This window comes from Mesorhizobium sp. M8A.F.Ca.ET.181.01.1.1, assembly GCF_004792025.1.
GTDB lineage: Bacteria > Pseudomonadota > Alphaproteobacteria > Rhizobiales > Rhizobiaceae > Mesorhizobium.
In genome coordinates this window covers 372,887-397,435 of record NZ_SRTV01000001.1, presented here as the reverse complement: position 1 = coordinate 397,435, position 24,549 = coordinate 372,887, and the positions used below count along the sequence as shown (strand labels likewise).

At 63.8% G+C, this 24,549-nt stretch carries 16 protein-coding genes; 3 read left to right on the top strand and 13 right to left on the bottom strand.

Annotated elements, in window-relative coordinates:
* Positions 1-45: 45 nt before the first annotated feature.
* Complete coding sequence (locus tag EN824_RS01925; RefSeq protein ID WP_189521965.1) at positions 46-813, top strand: response regulator transcription factor; 768 nt, start codon at positions 46-48, stop codon at positions 811-813.
* A gap of 80 nt (positions 814-893) precedes the next feature.
* On the opposite strand, the gene EN824_RS01920 is transcribed toward EN824_RS01925, so the two are convergent.
* From EN824_RS01920 to EN824_RS01900, 5 genes are all read right to left on the bottom strand, one after another.
* Positions 894-2,381 (bottom strand): efflux transporter outer membrane subunit, encoded by a 1,488-nt coding sequence (locus EN824_RS01920; protein WP_135931797.1) that lies wholly within the window; start codon positions 2,379-2,381, stop codon positions 894-896.
* Between the two features lie 11 nt (positions 2,382-2,392).
* Positions 2,393-5,548: an efflux RND transporter permease subunit gene (locus EN824_RS01915; protein WP_135882081.1), complete on the bottom strand. Its 3,156-nt coding sequence runs from the start codon at positions 5,546-5,548 to the stop codon at positions 2,393-2,395.
* Positions 5,549-5,552: 4 nt separating this feature from the next.
* Entirely contained in the window at positions 5,553-6,827 is a 1,275-nt protein-coding gene (locus tag EN824_RS01910; protein ID WP_127280376.1) for an efflux RND transporter periplasmic adaptor subunit, read from the bottom strand.
* Positions 6,828-7,070: 243 nt separating this feature from the next.
* Positions 7,071-7,418 (bottom strand): hypothetical protein, encoded by a 348-nt coding sequence (locus EN824_RS01905; protein WP_135931796.1) that lies wholly within the window; start codon positions 7,416-7,418, stop codon positions 7,071-7,073.
* Between the two features lie 122 nt (positions 7,419-7,540).
* Positions 7,541-8,233 carry a hypothetical protein gene (locus EN824_RS01900; protein ID WP_127279935.1) on the bottom strand — a complete coding sequence of 231 codons (693 nt, stop codon included), beginning with the start codon at positions 8,231-8,233 and terminating at the stop codon, positions 7,541-7,543.
* Between the two features lie 209 nt (positions 8,234-8,442).
* Between EN824_RS01900 and EN824_RS01895 the strand changes: the two genes are divergently transcribed.
* Both EN824_RS01895 and EN824_RS01890 read left to right on the top strand, forming a co-directional pair.
* The gene (locus EN824_RS01895) at positions 8,443-9,171 is read left to right on the top strand and encodes a response regulator transcription factor (protein ID WP_127279936.1); all 729 of its coding nucleotides are present in this window, start codon (positions 8,443-8,445) and stop codon (positions 9,169-9,171) included.
* Positions 9,168-10,409 (top strand): ATP-binding protein, encoded by a 1,242-nt coding sequence (locus EN824_RS01890; protein ID WP_127279937.1) that lies wholly within the window; start codon positions 9,168-9,170, stop codon positions 10,407-10,409. The genes EN824_RS01895 and EN824_RS01890 overlap by 4 nt, the downstream gene beginning before the upstream one ends.
* 83 nt (positions 10,410-10,492) lie before the next feature.
* Here the strand turns inward: EN824_RS01890 and EN824_RS01885 are convergent, their stop codons facing one another.
* The 8 genes from EN824_RS01885 to EN824_RS01845 form a co-directional block, all read right to left on the bottom strand.
* Positions 10,493-11,956 carry a hypothetical protein gene (locus EN824_RS01885; protein WP_135919423.1) on the bottom strand — a complete coding sequence of 488 codons (1,464 nt, stop codon included), beginning with the start codon at positions 11,954-11,956 and terminating at the stop codon, positions 10,493-10,495.
* A 398-nt stretch (positions 11,957-12,354) separates the two neighbouring features.
* The gene (minE, locus tag EN824_RS01880) at positions 12,355-12,627 is read right to left on the bottom strand and encodes a cell division topological specificity factor MinE (protein WP_023774842.1); all 273 of its coding nucleotides are present in this window, start codon (positions 12,625-12,627) and stop codon (positions 12,355-12,357) included.
* Positions 12,624-13,439, bottom strand: a complete 816-nt coding sequence (minD, locus tag EN824_RS01875; RefSeq protein WP_127870298.1) for a septum site-determining protein MinD — start codon at positions 13,437-13,439, stop codon at positions 12,624-12,626. Before minD ends, minE begins: the two co-directional genes overlap by 4 nt.
* A 164-nt stretch (positions 13,440-13,603) precedes the next feature.
* Positions 13,604-14,449 (bottom strand): septum site-determining protein MinC, encoded by an 846-nt coding sequence (gene minC, locus EN824_RS01870; protein WP_135931795.1) that lies wholly within the window; start codon positions 14,447-14,449, stop codon positions 13,604-13,606.
* A gap of 97 nt (positions 14,450-14,546) precedes the next feature.
* Complete coding sequence (locus EN824_RS01865; RefSeq protein ID WP_135931794.1) at positions 14,547-15,086, bottom strand: hypothetical protein; 540 nt, start codon at positions 15,084-15,086, stop codon at positions 14,547-14,549.
* Positions 15,087-15,154: 68 nt separating this feature from the next.
* A complete protein-coding gene (locus tag EN824_RS01860; RefSeq protein WP_189522113.1) occupies positions 15,155-16,189 on the bottom strand; it encodes an FRG domain-containing protein in 1,035 nt (344 codons plus the stop codon).
* Positions 16,190-16,698: 509 nt separating this feature from the next.
* Positions 16,699-18,756 carry a response regulator gene (locus EN824_RS01850; protein ID WP_135931792.1) on the bottom strand — a complete coding sequence of 686 codons (2,058 nt, stop codon included), beginning with the start codon at positions 18,754-18,756 and terminating at the stop codon, positions 16,699-16,701.
* A 3-nt stretch (positions 18,757-18,759) separates the two neighbouring features.
* Positions 18,760-24,498, bottom strand: a complete 5,739-nt coding sequence (locus tag EN824_RS01845) for a HAMP domain-containing protein (RefSeq protein WP_189522112.1) — start codon at positions 24,496-24,498, stop codon at positions 18,760-18,762.
* Positions 24,499-24,549 lie beyond the last annotated feature (51 nt).

Sequence of the window (24,549 nt, the reverse complement as noted above, 5' to 3'; positions counted from 1 at the left end):
GCCATGGAACCCTGGCCGAGAAGTTCGGCAGCCAGCGAACTGAACATGGTCACGGTTTTCGTCGCCGACGACCACCCGCTGCTGTTGCACGGCCTGATCGACATGATTGCCCGCGACCCGAATTTCGCGGTGGTCGGTTCGGCGCGGGACGGCGCGGCCGCCCTGACGGCCATCCAGCGCGACGTGCCTGATGTCGCGGTGCTCGACATCAGCATGCCGGGACTGAACGGCCTCGATGTCGCCGCCGAAATCGGCCGGCAAGGGCTCGCGACGTCTTGCGTGCTTTTGACGGTCGGCGCCTCTCAGGCCCAGCTTTACGACGCTGTCGCGGTTGGCGTTGCCGGCATCGTGTTCAAGGAGGCCGCCGTCGACGCCCTGCTCAAATGCCTGCACCGGGTTGCCGCCGGAGGCCGGTGGCTGCCCGCCGAGATTGTCAGCGAGGCCGTCCAGAACGAGGCGTCGCGCAGGACGAAATGGCGGAGCCTCTCGCAGAGGCTGACGAGCCGCGAAATCGAGATCGCGCGGCAAGTTCTCGCCGAAAAGCCGACCGGGCAGATCGCCTTCGACGTCGGCATCTCGAAAGGTACGCTGAAAATTCATATGAACAACATTTACCGCAAATTGCAGGTCTCCTCGCGGACTGAGCTCTCGCAACTCGCCGCCGGCCAGATCGGACCGAGTGTCGCGCATGCGGCGAATGGCGGCGCCGCGACGGTCGTGAAGGCACTGGCGGCGCCTGATGCCGGCGGAGGCCAGGCGCGCCCTGCGGCCCGGCAAACGCCAGCTCGGCGCCGGGAGTCCAACAAGGGATAGCCGTCAGGCTGGCGATCACATGTCACGCCAAAGTGGCAACCCTGCGGGACGGACGGAACAGCCCGTCTCCATGAAGCCGCTTAGGGCTCCGCCTTCGCCAGCCGCGGCCCGGTCTTGACGTCGACGATCTCGGGCTTGGCGGCATCGACCGCGCCGTCCCAGCCGCCGCCGAGCGCCTTGTTGAGGGCGATGTAGTTGGTCGCCAAAAGGACGCGGCTCTGCAGCAGCGAATCCTCGGCCGAGTAGAGCGAGCGCTGGGCGTCGAGCACGTCGAGAAGGCTGGTCTCGCCCGCCTTGTAGAGCGTGCCTTCCAGCCGCGCCGCATCGCCGTAGGATTTCGCCGACGCGGCAAGCTTGCCGATGCGGATGCGCTCCTGCGCCATCAGCACCAGCGCGTTCTCGACATCCTCGAGCGCGGTCAGCACCGAAGACCGGTAGGCGATGAAATACTGGTCGCGCTGCGCGCGGGCGACGTCGGCGGCCGCCAGCAACTGGCCGGCGTTGAACAGCGGCACGCTGAGCGTCGGCCCGAAGGACCAGCCGATGGACGAATTCTTGCCGAGGTCGCCGAGATTGAGGGCCGCCGTGCTGATGTCTCCCGTCAGGCTGACCGAGGGATAGCGCGCCGCCTCGGCCTGGCCGACCTTGGCGGTGTATTGCGCGTATTGCCGCTCGGCCATCAGCACATCCGGGCGCGACAGCAGGATGTCGGCCGGAATTCCGGTCGGCATCGGCAAGCGTGGCGCCGGGATCGGCTTGCCGCGCTTCAGCCGCTCGTTGAGCGCTGCCGGCGGCCGGCCGGTCAGCACCGACAGGCGATGCACCGCTTCGGCATAGCTTGCTTCCAGCGTCGGCACAGCGGCCTCGGTGCTGGCCGCTTGGCCCATCGCCTTGGCGACATCGGCCGCCGTCGCCGACCCCGCCTGCGCCATGGTGCGGGTGAGTTCGGCGGTCTGCCGCTGCGACACGGCCGAACGCCGGGCGAGCGCGATGCGCGCCTGGTAGCCGCGCGCCTGGGTGTAATAGGACGCGACATCGCCGACCAGGGTCAGAAGGGTCGAGCGCAATTCCTGCTCGGGCGCATCCACCCCAAAGCGCGCGGCCTCGACACCCCTGCGGTTGGCGCCGAACAGGTCGAGTTCCCAGCTGGCGTCGAAGCCGGCCTGGTATTCCGCGTAGATGGAATTGGCGCCCGATGTCGTCTCGGCCGACTTGTTGCGCGTGATCGAGCCGGATCCATCCACCGACGGCAGCAATGTGCCGGCGCTCTGGCGGTAGCTGGCGCGCGCCTCGCGGATCTTGGCCTTCGCGGTCGCGACATCGAGATTGCCGGCGACCGCTTCCGCGACAAGCATGTTGAGCTGCGGGTCGCGCAGGCGCTGCCACCATTGTGAAAGCCGCGCCGGCTGGGCGGACTTGGTCGGCTTCTGGCCGCTCCAGTTTGCCGGCATCGGCAGGATGGGCGTCCGATAGTCCGGACCGACGACGCATCCCGCGAGCAAGGCCGCGCCGAGAATAGGCGCAAGGAGCCGCCTCGCGGCCACCGAGCCACGTTCAAGACCTGTCATGTGAGAACCCCTTATTGCTGGTTGGCCGTCACCGGCGTTTCGCCCGTATCCTGCCCGGGATCTGGTTTAGCCACCCTGCCCTTGAAGATGCGCCGCACCGTGACGAACAGCAGCGGCACCAGGAACACGCCGATCACCGTCGCCGCGATCATGCCGCCCATCACGCCGATGCCGACGGAGTTCTGCGCCCCCGAGCCGGCGCCGCTGGCGATCGCCAGCGGCGTGACGCCGAGGATGAAGGCCAGCGACGTCATCAGGATCGGCCGCAATCGTTGTCGCGCCGCCTCCAGCGTCGCCTCCACCAGCCCCATGCCGGCCGCCTGCCGCTCGATGGCGAACTCGACGATCAGGATGGCGTTCTTGGCGGCCAGCCCGATCGTGGTCAAAAGCCCGACCTTGAAATAGACGTCGTTGGTCTGGCCGAACAGGCTTGCCGCGAGCAGCGCGCCGAAGATGCCGATCGGCACCGACAGCATGACCGCGAACGGGATCGACCAGCTCTCATAGAGCGCGGCCAGGCACAGGAACACGACCAGCGCCGAAATCGCGTAGAGCGACATCGCCTGGTTGCCCGAAAGCCGCTCCTGATGTGAAAGCCCGGTCCATTCATGCGAATAGCCGGCCGGCAATTGCGCGACGAGTTTGTCGATCTCGTCCATCGCCGCGCCCGAGCTGACACCGGCCGCCGCCGCGCCCTGGATTTCGACCGCCGCCGAGCCATTGTAGCGCTCGAGCCTTGGCGAACCGAATGTCCAGTGGCTGGAGGCAAAGGCCGAGAACGGCACCATGGCGCCGCTGGCATTGCGGACCTGCCATTTGTCGAGGTCCTCCGGCTGCATGCGGAAATTCGCGTCCGACTGCATGTAGACCGGCTTCACCCGTCCGCGATCGATGAAGTCGTTGACGTAGTCGCTGCCCCAGGCGCTGGACAGCGTGTTGTTGATGTCGGCGAGGCTGACGCCCAGCGCGCTGGCCTTTTCCTGGTCGATGTCGACCGAGAACTGCGGCTGGTCCTCCTGTCCGTTGGGGCGCGTGTTGGCGAGCAGCTTGCTTTGCGCGGCAAGACCCAGAAGCTGGTTGCGCGTCTGGATCAGCGCGTCATGGCCGGCGCCATTGACGTCCTGCAGGTAGAAGTCGAAGCCGTTGGTGTTGCCGAAACCCTGGATTGCGGGGGGCGCCAGAGCGAAGACCTGCGCATCCCTGATCTTGGAGAACGCGCCCATGGCGCGGCCAGCGATGGCTTGCGCGGCCATTGCGGGCGACTTGCGCTGGCTGAAATCCTTCAGCCGCACGAAGCCGATGCCGACATTCTGCCCGGCGCCGCCGAAGCCGAAGCCCGACGCGGTGAAGACCCCGTCGACAGCGTCCTTTTCGTCGTTGAGATAGTGGTCGGTGACCTGCTTCAGCACGCGCTCGGTGCGGTCCTGCGTGGCACCGACCGGCAATTGCACGCTGGTGATCAGGATGCCCTGGTCCTCTTCCGGCAGGAACGAGCTCGGCAGCCGGGCAAACATCCAGCCCATGGCGACGACAATGGCCAGGAACACGACGAGGAAGCGTTTTCCCCGGTTGATGATGCCATGCGAACCGTCGCGATAGGCCGTCGTGCCGCGATCGAACATCCGGTTGAACCAGCCGAACGGACCCGTCTGCGTGGCATGGTCCTTCGGCCGCCGCAGGATGGTGGCGCACAGCGCCGGCGTCAGCACCAGCGCCACCAGCACGGACAGCACCATGGCCGAGACGATGGTCACCGAGAACTGCCGGTAGATGATGCCGGTCGAGCCGCCGAAGAAGGCCATCGGCACGAACACCGCCGACAGCACGGTGGCGATGCCGATCAGCGCGCCGGTGATCTCGTTCATCGATTTTCGCGTCGCCTCTTTCGGCGGCAGCCCCTCCTCCGCCATGACGCGCTCGACATTCTCGACCACGACGATGGCGTCGTCGACGAGCAGGCCGATGGCGAGCACCATGGCGAACATGGTCAGCGTGTTGACCGAATAGCCGAACAGCGACAGCACGCCGAACGTGCCGAGCAGCACCACCGGCACGGCGATGGTCGGGATGATCGTCGCCCGCAAATTCTGCAGGAAGATGAACATCACCAGGAACACCAGCACGATCGCCTCGGCCAGCGTCTTGACCACCTCCTCGATCGACAGCCGCACGAAGGGCGAGGTGTCGTAGGGGTAGACGACTTCGACCCCTTGCGGGAAGGTCGAGCTCAGCCGGTTGATCGTCGAGCGCACCGCTTCGGCGGTGCTGATGGCGTTGGCGCCGGTCGCCAGGTTGACGGCGACGCCGGCCGCCGGCTTGCCGTTGTAGTTGGCTTGCGTCGTATAGCTCTCGGCGCCGAGTTCGACGGTGGCGACGTCGTTGAGGCGGACCAGCGAACCGTCGGTCTGGCTCTTGAGGATGATGTTGCGGAACTGTTCGGCGGTCTGCAGCCGGCTCTTGGCGGTCACCGTGGCGTTGAGCTGCTGGCCCTTGCGCGCCGGCAGGCCGCCGAGCTGGCCGGCCGAAACCTGCGTGTTCTGCGCCTCGATGGCGCTCGCCACGTCATTCGGCATCAGCGCGTATTTGGCGAGCTTGTCCGGGTCGAGCCAGATGCGCATGGCATAGCCCGACCCGAAGAGCTGCGTCGAACCGACACCCTCGACGCGCTTCAGCGTGTCGTTGACGGTGGCATCGACATAGTCGGCGAGATCGGTGGAGTTCATCTTGCCGTCGCTGGAGACGAAGCCGATGACCATCAGGAAGCCGGTCGAGGACTTTGAAACCGTGATGCCGTTGCTCTGCACCACCTGCGGCAGTTGCGACTGCACCAGTTGCAGCTTGTTCTGCGTCTGCACCTGGGCGGTGTCGGGATCGGCCGTGCTGGTGAAGGTCAGCGTGATCGAGGCCGAACCGGTCGAGGTCGACGTCGCCGTCATGTAGTCGAGATTGTCGATGCCGGTCATGCCTTGCTCGATGACCTTGGTCACCGAATTCTCGACCGTCTGCGCGTCGGCGCCGGGATAGGTGGCGCTGATGTTGACCGTGGTCGGCGCGATCTGCGGATATTGCGAGATCGGCAGCGTGGTGAGCGCGAGCAGGCCGCCCAGCATGATCACGATGGCGATCACCCAGGCGAAGATCGGCCGGTTGATGAAAAATGCTGACATCGTCTCAGTTCCCGGTCGAGGCGGCGGGTTGCTGGCCGGTGCTGGCCATCTTGGATGGGGCCGGCAAGGCCGATGTCTGACCACGGTCCTTGATCTCGCCGGTCGCCTCGTCGATCGTCACTTCGACGCCGGTCGCGTCGCCGCCGGGGCGCACGAGCTGCAGTCCTTCGACGATGACGCGGTCGCCATCGCCGACACCGCTATCGACCAGCCAGTTGTTGCCGACGGTGTTGCGCACGGCGAGCACCCGCGTCTCGACCTTGCCCTGCGCATTGATGACCATGGCCGTCGCCTCGCCCTTTGTGTTGCGGGTGACGCCGCGCTGCGGCACCAGGAAGCTGTTCTGGGCGACCCCCTCCTCGACCAGCGCCCGCACATACATGCCGGGCAGAAGCAGGCGGTCGGGATTGGGAAACTCCGCTCTCAAGGCGAATGTGCCGGTGGTCTGGTCGACATTTGCGCCGGAGAATTCCAGCTTGCCGGTCTGCGCGTAGATGGTGCCGTTCTCGAGCTTCAGCTTGACGCTGACATTGGGGCCGCTGAACTTCAGCCGTCCCTCCGAGATCGCCTGGCGCAGGTTGAGCAGATTGGTGCTCGACTGCGTGACGTCGACATTGATCGGGTCGAGCGAACGGATCGTGGTCAGCACCGTCTCCTGGTTGGCGGTGACCAGCGCGCCCGGCGTCAGCGTCGACTTGTCGATGCGGCCGGCGATCGGCGCGGTGATCGAGGTGCGGTCGAGGCTGATGCGCGCGGTTTCCGCGCTGGCCTTGGCGGAAGCCACATCCGCCTGCGCCTGTGCAAGCGTGGCGGCGGCATCGTCATAATCCTGTTTGGAAACAACGTTCTGCTTCAAGAGGCCGGCATATCTGTCGAACTTGGCTTGCGCGGTGGGCACCGCCGCCGCCGCCTTCTGCTGCGCGGCGATCGCGCTGTCATAGGCCGCCTTGTAGCTCGCCGGGTCGATGAGGTAGAGCGGCTGTCCAGCCGCCACCTCGCTGCCTTCCTTGAACAGGCGCCGCTGGATGATGCCGTCGACCTGCGGTCGCACCTCGGCGATCAGCGACGCCGCCGTGCGCCCCGGCAGTTCGGCCGTTATCGCCACCGATTGCGGATGCAGCGTGACGACGCCGACTTCGGGCTTGCCGACACCGCCCATGCCCGCGGGAGCCTTGCCGCCCTCCTGTGAGCAGGCCGCCAGGAGAAGGGCCGTGGCAAGCGCCGTCCAGGGCGCGAACCGGCGAACCGGCGAAAAGGACTGGCTGGACTGGATAGACATGGGTTGAATGATCTTTCGCTGGAGGAGCGGTTACCGCCTGGGCATCGGATCGCCCAATGGGGGCGAGGCCGAATGCCGGCGGTCGGAGGCGAGGACGGTCGATGTCGTAACGAGGGGCCGCGCGCATCCAAGGGCGGCGTCGAGGGGTGCTTCGAAGCGGCTCATGTCGCGCTCCTGCTTCGCGACTGGCGCGCACTCGAGGATCGAGTGGCTGGCCGCGATGCCCCCGCGTCATTATGCCGATCAGCGCCGACATGCCAAGCGCCTTGCCAGGTCTGACGCGATCTTGCGATCATGATTGCCGTGGCCATTGGCATGCTGCGAGACTGGCAGCGACAGGCGCGAGGCGGCGAAGGCCAGCCGGATGGCGCCCTTCAGCGTGTCGGCCGGCAGCGCCGCATGGCCGGCGCGCCCGGGCAGCGCCGCAAGGCCGGCGCGCCTGGGCAGCGCCACATGGCCGGCGCGCCCGGGCAGCGCCGCATGGCTGGCGCGCCCGGGCAGCGCCGCATGGCTGGCGCGCCCGGGATGGCCGAGCGAAAATTTCGGGCTGGCCGATGCGATCAGCCGCAGCAGCATCAGGGCGTCCCACATTGTCGTGCCTTCAGTCTCATGGGGAGAACCCGGGACGGCGCGATCCGCCGGCCCGGGAAGGAAACCGGCCGGCCCGGGAACGGGTTGGGTACCGGGGCCGGCCGGCGCAGCCGGTCAGGTTATCAGCCATTCCCGGGCTGGGGTGGCGGCATCACCAGGCCATCATTGGGCGGGCCTGCCGGACTGGCTGCATCATCCGGCGGGCCGCCCCAGGGACCGGGGGGTGGTCCGTGCGGGCGTTCCGCCGAAGCGAGGATCTCGAGCTGTTCCGGCGTGAGCTTGGCGCGCAGCTCGGCTATTGCGCCCTTCAGCTTCGCGGCCGAGGCCGCGCGCGCCGTGACGTCGTCGGCCAGCCTTTCCTGGAAGGCGAAGGGATCGGGCTTGCCGACAGACCCCGCATCGGGGCCTTTCGCCTGCGGCCCGCCATCTGGCCCGCCGGTACCGCCCGGACCGCGATCAGGCCGCGGCGGCGACAGCACCGCCTGCAGCGCGCTGGTGTAGTCGCGCCAGGCGTCGAGCTGTTCGCTGCGGATGCCGACGCGGGTTTCGAGCGCGGCCAGCCGGGCGGCCAGCATGAATTCCGGCGGCGGCCCCATGCGGCGGGGGCCAAAACCTTCCGGGCCGAAACCGTGTGGGCCAAAACCCTGTGGACCCCATCCTTGCGGCGGATGCCGAATTGGGCCGTGATCTGGTCCATCCTGCATTGCCATGACCGGCGGCTCGCCGGGCGCCGCGCCCGGACCGGGCTGCGCCGCCAGCGCGGGGTGGATGGCGGCGGCGGAAAACAGGCCGAGCGCAAGAAGTCTGCTTCGCATGACGGTGTTCCTTTCATCCATGCTTTGGACGCCGGGAGGATAGGAAGCGTGTTTGTCTGCTTCGCGTCGGCGTGTTGCCGAAGGTTTCCGCAAAAGGGCAATTTGTTTCCCAATGTTTCCCGCCCCGGGCCAGAAACATTGCGTTGCAATTTTCCATGCCGCTTGCGCGCCGCTCTCCCTATAATCGGCGCCAAGCAAAGGGCACGGCAATGCAGTCACAACCCCACATCCTCGTCGTCGACGACGACCGCGAAATCCGCACGCTGCTCGGGCGCTATCTCGACGGTCAGGGGTTTCGCGTCTCGGTGGCGGCCGACCGGCGCGAATGCGAGCAGAAGCTGGCCTCGGGCCAGTTCGACCTGATCGTGCTCGACGTCATGCTGCCGGATGGTTCCGGGCTCGACATCTGCCGCGCCTTGCGCGACCGCAAGCCGCATATCCCCGTTATCCTGCTGACGGCGCTGAAGGAGGATGTCGACCGCATCATCGGGCTGGAGCTCGGTGCCGACGACTATCTCGGCAAGCCGTTCAACCCGCGCGAGCTCACCGCCCGCATCCGCGCCGTGCTGAGACGCTCGACGCCGGAGGAAGCGGCACCCGCGCCGCCGCCCCGCGCCTACCGCTTCGCCAGCTACAGGCTGGAGCCGGACACGCGCAAGGTGACGGATGCGCAAGGTGCGGCCGTCGACCTCACCGGCGCCGAATTCGACCTGTTGCAGGTGTTCCTCGACCGCCCTGGCCGGCTCTTGTCGCGCGACCAGCTGCTTGATCTCACGCAAGGCCGCGAGCGCGACCCGCTCGAACGCTCGGTCGACGTGCTGATGAGCCGGCTGCGCCGCAAGTTCGCCGACACCGGCGACGGCCCGCTGTTCAAGACCGTGCGCAATGGCGGCTACCAGCTCACCGCGCGCGTCGAGACGGTGGAGGCGCAGGCGTGAACTCGCTGCGCCGCCGCCTCATCCTGTTGCTGGTTGCCTCGATCGTCGGCGTCGTCGGCCTGGCGACCGCCGCCGTCATCAGCGTGCGCGGCGGCGGGCCGCCGCCGGAACTCGTCGTGCCCTGGGTTGCCCAGCAGATGGAGCTCGTGGTGCGGCTGCTGCCGGGACCCATACCCGACGTGCTGCGGGTGCAATTCAGCGACCGGCCGGCCAATGGCAAGGTGGACCGGCAGGAGACGGCAATGCTCAATGATCTGCTGCACCGTCGCGGCTTCGACGCCCTGGCCGTCATCAGCGACAAACCGGATGAACCCGGCCAGCGAGCCTCCATGCGCCTGCCAGACAGCCGTTGGGCGGTCCTGGAAATTGCCCATATCGATCCGCCCAAACGCGAATGGCTGGTGCTAGCCGGCTGGATTTCGCTGATCGTCGCCGGCGCTACCGCCGTCTCCGTCTATTTCACCGCGGTGCTGATCCGGCCGCTCGAAATGCTGGAGGCCACTGTCTCCAAGATCGGTAGCGACGGCGTGCTGGCGCCGGTGCCGGAGGTGGGCTCGGCCGAGGTCAAGGCGACGGCGCACGCGCTGAACCAGCTCTCGTCGCGACTCAAGACCGCCATGGAAAGCCGCATGCGGCTGGTGGCCGCCGCCGGCCATGACCTGCGCACGCCGATGACGCGCATGCGGCTGCGCGCCGAATTCCTCGACGAAGAGCGCGACAAGTGGCTGCACGACCTCGACGAGCTCGACCGCATCGCCGACAGCGCCATCCGCCTGGTGCGCGAGGAGGTCAACCAGGATGCCGTCGAGCCGCTGGATCTGGAAAAGATGGTGCGCGACATATCGGCCGAGATGGCCACGCTCGGCCATTCCGTCTCCATCGGCCATCTCGACAAGGTTTCGGTGCGCGCCGGCGCGCTCGGCCTGCGCCGCGCGCTGCGCAACCTGATCGTCAACGCCGCCACCCACGGCAAGGCCTGCACGGTCGCGCTCGACCTCGCCGACAGGCGCGCCGTGCTCTCCATATCGGATGTCGGCCCGGGCATTCCGCCCGACCTCATCAACAAGGCCTTCGAGCCCTTCTTCCGCGTCGACCCCGGCCGCCAGCAATTCATTCCCGGCGCCGGCCTCGGCCTCGCCATCGCCAAGGAAATCATCGAGCGCTACGGCGGCACCGTGACGCTGGAGAACCGCCAAGGCGGCGGGCTGGCGCAGACGGTGGTGTTCGCGGCGGTGTAATTGCGCGATGCCGCAAGGTGGAAAGCGGCCCAAAGCCTGGATGCAGCCAAGCAATGGGGCCGCGGCCGCGCCTGCGAGGCGCGCTACGACGTGGCGCGCAGAGTCCTGCGGATGGGCCGCCTGCCCGTGGCACGGGCTTTCTTGGCCACCACGGTGGCGATCTCGACCACCTCGCCCTCACGCGATCGGGCGTTGGTGGCCTTGTGGAGCCGCTCGTAGGGCAGCAATTCCTTGATCCGGGCATTGAGCGACGCGATTTCGGCCCGCAGATCCTCGCATTCCTGCCGCTGGACGTCTCGTTGTATGTCCTCCGATGCCTGCTGCAGCGCAAGCTGCGAAAGATTGGCGTTGGCTTTCGAGAGGTTCAGCTTGTCGGTTTCGTTCTCATTGGCGAGCGCGGACAATCTTTCCTCGGCGATCATCTTTTCGGCCACTGCGTCGTCCAGCTCGGTCTTGAGCCTGGCGATCTCGGCGGCAGCCGCGCTGTTCTCGTTCGAGGCCCGCTCCAGCCGCGTTTCCAGGTCTTGTATCTCGGAACGCAATCCGCGCATTTCCGTCTGGCCGCGAGCCCGTTCGGCTTCCCAGTCGCCTTCCATCATGCTGGCCGATTCGGTCTTTTCCGCCAGCTTCGCCTGTGTGGCCTCGAGCGACTTCTGCAGCCGCATCTCCTCTTTCTCGCTCCTTGCGAGCGCGGCCAGCAGTTCGGCGAGCCGCGCCGCTTCGCTGGCGTGGATCGTCGAAAGCTCGTCCAGCCTGTGACGCGCCTGGGTCTCCCGCTTCAACACCTTGTCGAGCTCGGCCGACAGGGTGACGTGTTTTTCCCGCAGCATCTTGCTCTCGCGCAAGCGCCTGTTGGCCTCGACCGTCCTGGCCGTCAGCCGGTTGGCGATGTCGCCGAATTCCGCGTCGCGCTTGGCGCTGGCATTGGCCGCCTCGGCAAGTTCGAGCCTTACAGCTGCAAGCGTTGCGCGAAGCGTCTCCCGGTCCTGGACCAGGCTGGTCTCGCGCTGCTGCAGCAATTCGCACGCGCCGTCACGCTCGCGCAGCTTCGCCGCCGTGTCGTGCAGCTTTTCCGACAGCGCTCTCTGCTCCGCGATCAGGCCGGCATTCGCGAGCTCCAGCTCATTGGCACGAAGAATGTCGGTGTGCAGGATGTTGAGGAATTCGCGCGTCAGATGGTGCGAGGTCGAGATTTCCGACAATTTGCCGTTGATCTCATCCAGATAGTCCCTGGCGTCGTGGAACATCCCTTCGAAGGCATTCAACGCCGCCAGCCGGGTCTGGGCATGGGGCGTCAGTCGCGGCGTGGTTTCGGCGGTGTCGGCGCTGCCCGTCCCATCCGGAACGTCCGCGGCATCCGCAGGCGCCGCGTCGGCCTGGGGTGGCGAGGCATCGGCGGCTGACGCGGCATCGGGGACATCATCGCCCGTTGGCGTCTGGTAGTCGCTGTCGAGGCTGGCATCCAGGGCGTCCGCCAGATCGTCCTGCAACTCCTGGAGTGCGTTATCTACGTCTTCAGCACGCTTGATCAGGTTCTTGAAGTTCATGGCGAACTCCCCTACGCATACTCAATCGCATATTTAACAAATTGCTAATATATATCCTTACTCCCGCTTGTTCCGCAGGGGAAGCCCCTGTTAGCGAACGTGAACTAAGCACATTGGCGATCTGGATGCCGAGCAACCCTGCCCACTTCGGTGGAGGGCTGGTCGGTTGGAGCGGCGCCGACGCCGCCGGACCGGAATTCCTCGCAGCCATGAAATGAGGGGGCCGAAGGACGGGCGAGCCCCGTGGCTCGCCCCGGCAAGGCGGCTCGGGCGGAGCCCGAGACGCAGTGGCATTGAAATGATCAGAGGGAACCCGCCAGCGCCGCGCTCCCCATCTCCGACCGCTTCGCGGCCACCTCTCCCCACTCACGTGGGGGCGAGGAACCAGTCGTGCTAACTCACCCCGCCATGGCCAGCGGCACGGCGCTCTTGTTGGGGATCTGGATGTCGATTTCCAGCGTCGACATGGTCTCGCCGCGGTCCATCGAGACCTGGAGGTAGTCCTGGTCGATCTGCACATGCTTGGCGATCACAGCCATGATCTCCTCGCGCAGGATGGAGACGAGATCGGGCTGGCCACGGCTGCGGCGCTCATAGGCGAGCAGCACCTGCAGCCGCTCGCGCGCCACCGGCGCGCTGGTGCGCCGCTTGAAGAGGTCGAGGATGCTCATGCGGCCCTCCTTCCGAGCAGACGGTCGAGGAAACCCTTGCGTTCGAAGGGCACCACCACCGGCAAATCTTCGCCTTCCAGCCGCCTTGCCGCTTCGAGATAGGCCTTGGCGGCGTTGTTGAGCGGTTCCGACAGCGTCACCGGCGAACCGAGGTTGGAAGCCCTCAGCACGTCCTGGCTTTCCGGGATGATGCCGAGCAGCGGCACCGAGAGGATTTCCAGCACGTCGTCGATCGACAGCATTTCGCCGCGCGCGGCGCGCGCCGCGTCATAGCGGGTGACCAGCACGTGCTTGGCGATCTGCTCGCCCTGTTCGGCGCGCATGGTGCGGGCGTCAAGCAGGCCGATGATGCGGTCGGAATCGCGCACCGACGACACTTCCGGATTGGTGACGATGACCGCCTCGTCGGCAAAGCGCATGGCGAGCTGCGCGCCGCGCTCGATGCCGGCCGGGCTGTCGCAGAAGACATAGTCGAAGACCGAGCGCAGCTTGTCGATCACCTCGCCGACGCCGTCTTCCGTCAGCGCGTCCTTGTCGCGCGTCTGCGAGGCCGGCAGCAGGAACAGCGTGTCGACACGCTTGTCGCGGATCAGCGCCTGCGACAGCTTGGCCGTGCCCTGGATGACGTTGACGAGGTCGAACACGACGCGCCGCTCGGCGCCCATGATCAGGTCGAGATTGCGCAGGCCGACGTCGAAATCGACCAGCGCCACCTTCTTGCCGGTCTTGGCGACCGCGGCACCCAGCGCGGCCGTCGAGGTGGTCTTGCCGACGCCCCCCTTGCCAGATGTGACGACCACTACCTTGCCCATGGAAAAAGCCTCCGTTGCCTGTTGTCGTTTGTTGCGCCGTGCGCCGCACGGCCGTTGTCAGAGCTTGCCATCATGCCATCCGAAACCGGTCCGAAGCTTGCGCGCGGTGCCTCGGCGCCCGTCAGGGCCGGAAGCGTGAAGCCGGGCGTCAGCATCCCTCGGCCCTAGTTCAGCGGCACGACGGCGAGCATGTCGCCTTCGAGGAAGGCCTGCACCGCCTTGCCGCGCGAGACGCCTTCCATCTCTTCGGCCGTCGTGTACCAGCCATCGACCGAGATCAGCTCCGCCTCGTTCCTGCGGCAGAAGATGCGCGCCGACCGATTGCCTTGCGAGCCGGCGATGGCGCGGCCGCGCAGCGTGCCATAGACATGGATCGAGCCCGCCGCGATGATCTCCGAGCCGGACGCCACCGAGCCCAGCACGATGACATCGCCATGCGGATGGAAGATCGACTGCCCCGAGCGGATCGGCGACTTGACCATCAGCGTGCCGGCCTGCACCGCGTCAGTCGCGCCGGCGTCCTGTCCATCCTTCGCCGCCCTGCCCTTGCCAGTCTCGGCCTTGATTTCAGCGGTCTTGCCCTCGTCCGGCTTGCCGGCGTCCTTGCCACGGTCCGAAAACACCGTCTCCAGTCTGCCGGTTTCTTCCACCGTCTCCGCCTTGCCCTTGCGGCCGGAAAGCAGGCCGTCCGAAGTCGCCTCCTTGGCGCCGGAGAGCAGCGGCGGCAGGTCGAGCCCGAGCGAAGCCCCTTCGAGCTCGATCGCATAGACCCGGATGCCGCGCGCGCCGAGCGAAGCGACCAGCAACGCGATGTCGGCGACCTCGGGCTTCAGCACATTGAGATCGAGCACCACCGGCCGCCCGGCAAAATAGCCCGGCGAATTGCCGATCCAATGATCCAGCCCCTCCAGCCAGGCCCCGATCGGCGCCTCCGGGGTGAGCGTGAAGGCCACGAACGAACGGGCGCGGAAGCGAATGGATTTGGTCTCCAGGGGGGCGGCAAAGGTCACGGCTGGCGAATCCTTACTGAGAGGTAAACGCTAGGGGGCTAATGGTTAACGAATGGTTAACGGGAGTGGTTAGAAGGCCATTGGAGGCCCCGCCTTTTTAGCGGATTTTGGCAAGGGCATGCGCTTCAAACCGCTGACCAAACTGCGACGCGACGTTCCGCCACCGCGAAATGGCGCTAAGGGCCAATGAAAAAGGTTCCCCATCGACAGCAATGATTTGGCCGTGAGCGATCCGATTCCTCACCTGATTTAACCTGTTGAGATTCTTCTTGAGCATGGTCGACGTCTGCCCTTGCCAAGACAAGCCATCGAATACGTCGGTAACACCAAGCCGAAGGAATAGCTGAATGATGTTAGTGTCGCTCGGATTTCCCCACCTACTCCAAGTCGCCCGATAAGCTTTCAATTCTGCCTCAGTCATCTTTCTGCCGAACGCTTTCTCAGAACAAGCCTGAAAAACGTCCTCAACAAAAGCCTGAAGGGCAGATGAAAGCATCACGATGCAGGCTGAATTCAAGGCCTTGCCCTCCCGCACTCCGTCTTCAAGCTTGATCGGCGCACCCTTAGTTCCACCGTGCAACGTCTTACGCGCTTGGATGACTTCATCTACTAAGGTCAATGAAAGTTGTACGGGCATATCTCTCTCGAGTCTTAAGATAGCGGATATATGTTCATGGTGGCTCGGCGATCGGCGTGATTCGTCGATCAGTAAATTGCTTCCATTTCGGCCATCGAGATTTCGCATCCCTGGAGCCCTGGGAACAATCTAGCTCCGTCATAGCTTCGACTGCGAAGGAGCCTTAGCAGAGGCTTGGCTTCTGATCTTGGCAAGGTCGCCTTGAAGAATATCGGTGGCAATAACCCATCTGGTTTAGCGCGTCGATTCACCAGACCATCGACCGCGCTGCCCTTTGATTGGCCGAAAAGGGTACTCACAGCATGCACAAGTTCGATCTGTTCGATGGCCGCTCCTAGTTCTTTGATACGTGCGCGTGTTGGCGTCGCGCTCGTGAAAAGGCCCTTCTGTGCTGCTAGGTTTGGATTGCCCGCATAGGGAACTTCCACCACATCAATTTGATACGAGTAGTCAGGCATTTCCATAACCAAAGGCAGGTTATGCGCCTCCAGAATGTCCGGCGATGTGAACCAGACTGCAAGATTGCCTTCTGGCGAAAACTGAAGCGCAGACTTTGCGGCGAAATACGAGGCTACGAGCATGTCTCTCGTCCAATCCAGAAGGCGTGTCGGCACTCCGTAGTGCTGTGCAAGCCCTATCATCGGACGAAGGTCAGGCGGCGGCCATTGCCAATATTGCGCCCCGATAAACGTCAAGAAACTTTTAGGGTTCATGCGAAAAGCAGACTGCATGAGGACGTGATGAAGATGATCTGAAACTGAAGGAAGGGCTATCCCCTGCTGGTTGGCAAACTTATAGAATAGCCTTACCGCCGTGAACTCGGCAGTGATTTGCTTGTGCAGCGATGAAGCAGACCCAAAGTTGGTCGAGACATCCAGGGCGAGTAACCTCTCAAGCCGCTGCATGCCTTCGGGTCTAAAGGAAGAGGGCACTAGGCCCCAATCAGCCAATGCAGAGCCTCGGTAGATCAGCGGTGTCTGCTGTGTTGGAATGGCGTCTTGCAAGTCCAATAGTCCCGACAAAAAGCCACTGGCGTCGGAAAATTGCAACTCTTCGATGATTTTGCGCTCGGGACCGTCCCCACAAGAGCCCTTTCCTTGCAACCTAACTCCCCACAAGTTTCTCGCCGCGCAATTCTCTAGGTTTCGGTATCAGAACTATCAAGACAATTCACCCGTAGCGCTGCCGATTTTGCTCAATCGCTGTCATCAGACCTTGGTTGTTGACCCATAGCCCGAACCTTGACGTGCCTTCATAGAACCGCGATGCAGCTGATTATGCCGAGGTGGCCCGACCGGTGGAAATTTTCTGTTTTATGTCAAGAACTGAGCACAAAGGATCATACCCCTGCTGTCGGCGTCGATAGCTGCTTGCCATCAAGCGCTGGCTGGCTGCATCCAAATACTGCACATCACACTGCCCCTCAATGCCGCTTAAAATACTGCACCTCCCTTTCATGCTTCTCGGCCGCTTCCCGCGAATCGAACGTCCCCAAATTCCGTCGCTTGCCCGTCTTCTCGTCCTTCTTCCTTGAATAAAGCCGGTATTTTCCGTCTTTCAGCTTCCTGGTGCGGGAGCAGTCCAGCGCGGCGCGGCGCCCCAATAGCAGGGGTCAGCGGCGACGCGAAGCCGATCGAATGGCTGCAACCAAATGGGCATCCTCAAAAGGTTTGCTTATCAACGCCACGTCGTGAGGGCGATCCGAGATCTTCTCGGCATCGGCGTAGCCCGTGACGATAAGCGCTGGCCAATCCGCGCGCAGGCTGCGGGCGAAGCGGATGACGTCGATGCCCGAAATGAGCGGCATGGCGAAGTCGGTAACGATGACGTCGAAGCGCTCCGGTTCCCTTTCGATGGCGGCCAGTGCCTGGGCGCCGCCGGAAAACGCCGTCACGTCGAAACCTGATTGCCGCAGCGACATCGCCGTCAACTCACGCAGGGACTGACTGTCGTCGACGAGCAGAACAGTCGGCAACTCTTCCTCGGCCGTCGCCGGGAGACCCGCGCCGGAATTCGTGACGGTACCGGATTCGAAAACAGGCTCATCCCTGGCAGCGACGTCTTGCGTCCCGCGTGAGCGGGGCAACCAAAGCTCCATGGTGGTGCCGTGGCCAACTTCGCTGTCTATCCTGAGCGTGCCACCAGACTGCTTGGCGAAACCATAGACGGTGCTGAGGCCAAGGCCCGTGCCCTTGCCGATCGGTTTTGTCGTGAAGAACGGCTCGATCACTTTGCTGATCAGATCCGCGGCGATACCTGTCCCGGTGTCCTCGACCGCAAGCCTGACATAGTCGCCCGCGCCAAGCCCCTGGCCGGTGTGGCCGATGCTGCGATTGTCGGCCCTGACGGAGATTGTCCCTCCCGAAGGCATCGCGTCGCGGGCATTGAAGACCAGGTTCATCAAGGCAAGCTCGAGCTGTGCCGGATCCGCATGCACCGGCCATATGTCGTCACCGACATGCCAGTCGAAGCGCACCAAACCGCCCAGGATCGGCGCCACCAGGCCGGTCATCGTGTCTCCCAGGCTCGACATGCGCACGGCAACCGGCTTCAATTCCTGGCGCCTCGAAAAGGCGAGCATGCGCTGGATGAGATCCTTGCCCTGGGAAGCGGAGCGGCGCGTCATGTCGAGAACCTGGGCCGCCTTGCCGTCGAGACTCACTTGCCTTTCAAGCAGGCTCAGCCCGGAGAGGATCGCCGCAAGCAGGTTGTTGAAATCGTGGGCAAGTCCGCCGGTCAGCTTGCCGATTGCATCGAGCCGCTGCGATTGCAGCAATTGGCCTTCCAGATGGCGCTGCTCGGTAATGTCCTGCATGGTACCCAGCAGTTCGAGCCCGGCGCCATTCCTGGCGACCACACCCTGGTCGAAGAATATCCGGTATTCCTCATTGGCGCATCGCCAGCGGAACTCGCAAGCATAAGAGCCTGTCTCGTGGGCAGCCGAAAGCGATCTTGTCACCGCGTCCCGATCCGCGGGATGGACCCGGCCGATGCCGAAATCGGAATCCGCGATGAAACGGTCCGGAGAAAATCCCGTTAACCGCTCGACCCCTTTGGAAACATAGCTCGCCGCGTATGGCGCCTGCGCCGCGCGGGCGTGAAAGCAAATCGGCAGCGAAGCGAGGATCGTCTCCTGCCGGGCCTCGGAATGCCGCAGCGCCCGCTCGGCATCGAGTTTGTCGGACGTCGCCTTCAGCGCCCGTTCAAGCAGCAGCTGCTCCCGAGCCGCATTCCGTTCGATTTCTCTCGTCTTTTCATAGAGATCGACGAAAACCATGACCTTGGACCGCAGCATCACCGGGTCGAATGGCTTGAACAGGTAATCCACCGCGCCGGCATCATAGCCGCGCAACATATGCGCTTCTTCCTTGTTGATGGCGGTCAGGAAGATGATCGGTGTGTTGTTCGAACGCTCGCGCCTCCGGATCAGCGAAGCGGTTTCGTAACCGTCGAGACCGGGCATCAGCACATCCAGCAGAATGACGGCGAAGTCTTCCTTGAGCAGAAAGCGCAGTGCTTCTTCGCCCGACTTGGCGCAAATCACTTGCCCCACTCCGTCAAGGACCTCCTCTATGGCAAGGAGATTTCGCTCGTCGTCGTCGACAGCGAGAACGCGAACCGGCAGCGACTTTTCGAATAGTTCGCTGTTATCTGCTTCCATCGCGGCCATGGGCTAAATCTGCCGAGGCGCAATCAGATTGCGCTCACCATCGTCTATCCGGGATGTCCCCGCTCGCGAGCGCGAGCGGCCGACCCAAACCCGCAGCAGGGCCAGGAGCAGGTCGAGATCGACGGGCTTGGCGATGTAGTCGGACGCGCCGGCGTCCAGACATTTCTGGCGATCTCCTTTCATCGCTTTGGCTGTGACGGAAATCAGGGGAATGTGCGCGATCTTCGGCTGTGAGCGAATCCTGCGCATCGTCTCGTACCCATCCATCTCGGGCATCATGATATCGATCAGGGCGACATCGACGTCCGGCGCCTCTTCAAGCATGGCTATGCCGTCCCGCCCCCGCTCGGCATGCTGGACCTCGATACCGTAGGTCTCCAGCACGCTGGTCAGCGAATAGATGTTGCGAATGTCATCGTCGACGATGAGAACCCTGGCCCCACCCAGATCGGCGTTGTCGAGTTGCTCGGACGCAGAGATCTCCTTGTCGGCCCTGTCGCCTGGAAGAGCCGCGGACATCAACAAGCCAAGTTGGGCAAAGTTGTCGGCACGCGGAACGTCGCTAAGGGGCGGATGCAAGGCGACCTGCTGCTGAAAGGCATCTGGATGGGGCGTGAAGAACAGCAGGCGCGGTACAGAATCGCCGAACTGAGACATGATCTCGTCGAGCATCTGGGCGTTGTCCTTGGCCGAACGGCCAAACCCGAACACCACGGCGTCATAGCCGGCGATACCGTTCCCGTCCGCGTTAGCCGCAACCCGGCCGATGGCGGTGACCGACGTGACGCCATCGCGAATGGCTTCGACCAGCGCCAGACGACGCTCGGAATCTGGATCGGCGACCAGCACCTTGCGTTGTATCCTGAGCGTCCTCGACTGAATGTCGTCGAAGACACGCGTAAGCTCGCCAGCGGACACCGGCTTGCTGGAAACGCTTGCGGCGCCACGGCGCGTGAGAAGCTCGATGTCCTCGGCCCCGGAGATAACGTGGATAGGTATGTTCCTGGTCTTCGGATCATGCCGTAAAAGGTCGAAAAGGACCCAGCCATCAATGTCCGAAAGGCCGAGATCGAGGGTGATCGCATCGGGCATGAGCTTGCGTGTAAGAGCCAGCGTTCCCGAGCCCGCCGAGGAAAGCACGCCTTTCAACCCCGCCGATCGCGCAAGACCAAGCAGCAGCCCGCCAAAAGTGGGGTCGTCCTCCACGATCAGCACCACCCTGTCCGACGGGTCGATCGAATCACGATCGTCGGCGAGTTCTGGCGTTCCCGCCGTGCTGGTAGCCGCAATGGACCCGGCAGCCGGCGAAAGCTCGATCTGCGGTGCAAGACTGCTGCTGCGGGGACCATCGAAGGGAATGACAAGCGTGAAGGTCGATCCCGTTCCAGGCTGGCTTTCGACACGCAACTCGCCGCCGAGGAGGCGGGCGATTTCCCGGCTGATCGAGAGGCCGAGGCCGGTGCCGCCATATTTGCGGCTGGTGGTCCCGTCGGCCTGTTGAAACGCCTCGAAGATCAGCTTTTGCTTGTCCTCCGGAATGCCGATGCCCGTGTCGGTGACGGCAATTGCCAGCGCCTTGGGTAGCGCTGTCGAGCCGTTCCCACGGCCGGTCCGCTCGGCATGGATGCTGAGCGTCACGTCGCCTTGGGACGTAAACTTGAACGCGTTGGACAAGAGATTGAGGACGATCTGCTGGAGCCGCTTTTCGTCCGTACGGATCGTTTCGGGCAGAGTCTGATCGATGTTGATCGTAAACCGCAGCCCCTTGTCGGCGGCCAGTTGCCGGAAGGTTCGCTCCATATGCTGACGCAGATGGGCGAGCGGCATGTCGTTGAGCTCGATCGAAACCGTGCCGGACTCGATTTTCGAAAGATCCAGTATGTCATTGATGAGGCTGAGCAAATCCGTGCCCGCCGAGTTGATCGTCCGCGCGAACTCGATCTGCTTGTCGTTCAAATTGCCCTGCTGGTTGGTGGCGAGCAGGTTGGACAGGATCAACAGCGAATTCAGCGGGGTCCTCAGTTCGTGGCTCATATTCGCCAGGAATTCGGACTTGTACTTGGACGTCAGCGCCAGCTGTTCCGCCTTCTCCTCGAGTGCCCGTCTGGCCATTTCGATCTCGAGATTCTTGTTCTCGACCTGTTTTTTCTCATTTTCGAGGAGCTGCGCCTTCTCCTGCAATTCCTCGTTGGTGGCGTGAAGCTCTTCCTGTTTCTTGGTGAGCTCGGTCTGGCGCGACTGCAGTTCGGACGTCAAAAGCTGTGACTGCTTGAGAAGCCCTTCCGTGCGCATGGTCGCGGCGATCGTGTTGAGCACGATACCGACCGACTCCATCAATTGCTCGAGGAACAGGCGATGCGTGTCGCTGAAGCGGCTGAACGAAGCGAGCTCGATAACCGCCTTGACCTCTTCCTCGAACAATGCCGGCAGGACGATAGCGCTGGCCGGCGGTGCTTCGCCAAGGCCCGAGGTGATGCGCAGGAAGCTCGAAGGAACATCGTCGAGCATGATCGCCCGTTTGTCGGCTGCGCTTTGACCGATCAGACCTTCCCGGAAGTCCACACGCTGGCGGATCGCGGCTTTGCCTTCGGCGGCGTATGACGCGGCCAGTTCCAGATAGGATTCTTCCTCGTCGCGATTGGTCACGTAGAAAAGGCCGTACTGCGCGTTCACCAGCGGCGCGAGCTCCGAGATGATCATGCGCGACACCGTGGCCAGATCGCGCTCGCCCTGCAGCATGCGCGAGAACCGCGCGAGGTTGGTTTTCAGCCAATCCTGCTCGGCATTCTTGAGCGTCTGATCCTTCAGGTTGCGGATCATCTCGTTGATGTTGTCCTTGAGCGCCGCGACCTCCCCGGAAGCCTGGACGCTGATGGAACGGGTAAGATCACCCTTGGTGACCGCGGTCGAAACCTCGGCGATGGCCCGCACCTGGGTGGTCAGGTTCGCTGCCAGCTGATTGACGTTGTCGGTCAGGTCGCGCCACAGACCGGCGGCGCCCGGCACCCTGGCCTGGCCGCCGAGCTTGCCCTCGATACCGACCTCGCGTGCGACGTTGGTCACCTGATCGGCGAAGGTCGCAAGCGTTTCGATCATGCCGTTGATGGTGTCCGCCAGGGACGCGATCTCGCCCTTGGCATCCACGGCGAGTTTGCGCTTGAGATTTCCTTGTGCCACTGCGGTCACGACATCAGCGATGCCACGCACCTGGTTGGTCAGGTTGGTCGCCATGAGGTTGACGTTGTCGGTCAGGTCCTTCCATGTGCCGGCCACGCCCTCGACCTGTGCCTGGCCGCCGAGCTTGCCCTCGGTGCCGACCTCGCGCGCCACACGCGTCACCTCGCCGGCAAAGGAGTTGAGCTGGTCGACCATGGTGTTGATGGTGGACTTCAGCTCCAGGATCTCGCCCTTGACGTCGACGGTGATCTTCTTCGACAGATCGCCTCGCGCCACCGCGGTCGTCACATCGGCGATGTTGCGGACCTGGCCGGTAAGATTCTCGGCCATCGAATTGACGTTGTCGGTCAGGTCTTTCCAGGTGCCTGCGACACCGCGCACCTGTGCCTGGCCGCCAAGCTTCCCCTCGGTACCGACTTCGCGCGCGACACGCGTCACTTCCGAGGCGAACGAGTTGAGCTGATCCACCATCGTGTTGATGGTGTCCTTGAGTTCGAGAATTTCGCCGCGAACGTCGACCGTGATCTTCTTCGACAGGTCGCCCAGCGCAACGGCGGTCGTCACTTCCGCGATGTTGCGGACCTGGCCCGTCAGGTTGGCGGCCATGGCGTTGACATTGTCCGTCAGGTCCTTCCACGTGCCGGCGCCACCGCGTACCTGTGCCTGGCCGCCAAGCTTGCCGTCCGACCCCACTTCGCGGGCGACGCGCGTCACCTCGGATGCGAAGGAGTTCAGCTGGTCCACCATCGTGTTGATGACATCCTTGATCTGCAGAATCTCTCCCAATGCATCGACGGTGATTTTCTGGGTGAGATCGCCGGTGGCGATCGCGGTCGCGACCTTGGAGACATCGCGCAACTGCACGGTCAGGTTGCCGGCCATGGCATTGACGTTGTCGGTCAGGTCCTTCCAGGTGCCGCCGACCCCCTCGACATGGGCCTGACCGCCGAGTTTTCCCTCGGAGCCCACTTCGCGGGCGACACGCGTCACTTCGGAGGCGAATGAGTTGAGCTGGTCCACCATCGTGTTGACGGTGTTCTTGAGCTCCAGGATTTCGCCCTTCACGTCGACTGTGATCTTCTTGGAAAGATCCCCGCGCGCAACGGCCGTGGTCACATCGGCAATGTTGCGCACTTGCCCGGTGAGATTGGCCGCCATCAGATTGACGTTGTCGGTCAGGTCCTTCCAGGTGCCTCCGACCCCTCGGACTTCTGCCTGGCCGCCCAGCTTTCCCTCGGTGCCGACTTCGCGCGCGACACGCGTCACCTCCGAGGCGAAGGAATTCAGCTGATCCACCATCGTGTTGATGGTGTTCTTGAGTTCCAGGATCTCGCCCTTCACGTCGACCGTGATCTTCTTCGACAGATCACCCAGAGCCACCGCGGTGGTCACTTCGGCGATGTTGCGCACCTGGCCGGTCAGGTTGGCCGCCATTGAATTGACGTTGTCGGTCAAATCTTTCCAGGTTCCGGCGACACCCCGCACCTGAGCCTGGCCGCCGAGCTTTCCCTCCGTGCCGACCTCGCGCGCAACGCGCGTCACCTCGCCGGCAAACGAGTTGAGCTGGTCGACCATCGTATTGATGGTGGACTTCAGCTCCAAAATCTCGCCCTTCACGTCGACGGTGATCTTCTTCGACAGGTCGCCGAGCGCCACCGCGGTCGTCACATCGGCGATATTGCGGACCTGGCCGGTCAAGTTGGCGGCCATCAGGTTCACGCTGTCCGTCAGGTCCTTCCAGGTGCCACCCACGCCCTCGACGCGGGCTTGGCCGCCGAGTTTCCCCTCGGTGCCGACTTCGCGCGCGACGCGCGTCACCTCGCCGGCAAACGAGTTGAGCTGGTCGACCATGGTATTGATGGTCGACTTCAGCTCCAGGATCTCGCCCTTCACGTCGACGGTGATCTTCTTTGACAAGTCACCCGACGCGACGGCCGTAGTCACCTCCGCGATGTTGCGCACCTGGCTCGTCAGATTGGTCGCCATCGCGTTCACATTGTCGGTCAGATCCTTCCAGGTGCCTGCCACGCCCTTGACCCGCGCCTGTCCACCAAGTTTGCCCTCGGTGCCGACCTCGCGCGCCACTCGTGTCACCTCCGAAGTGAACGAGGCGAGTTGCTCAACCATTGTGTTGACGATTTTGCCGATCCGCAGGAATTCGCCGCGCAGCGGCCTCCCGTCGATCTCCACCATCATGGTCTGGGACAGATCGCCCTTGGCAACGGCGCCGATGACCCGGGCAACCTCGGCGGTCGGCTGCACCATGTCCTCGATCAGGTCGTTGACCGACCGAACACTGGATTCCCAGCTGCCTTTGGCGTTCCTGACATGGCCGCGCTCGCTTATGCGCCCATCTTTGCCGACCACCCGGCTGAGCCGCGCGAATTCACGCGTCACCTGGTCATTGAGTTCGACAATTTGGTTGAACGTATCTGCGATTTCGCCACTCAGCCCGTCATAGACGTTTTCGATGCGGACGGAAAAATCTCCGTTTCGAAATGCCTTGAGAGCGCTGAGTATTTGCCGAGAATCCAGATGTTCCTTTGGTAACCGAGATACGCCCAAAAACCCCTCCCCACGCGGACCCCATGGCCAGACCAAGCCGAAAGCCCAAAC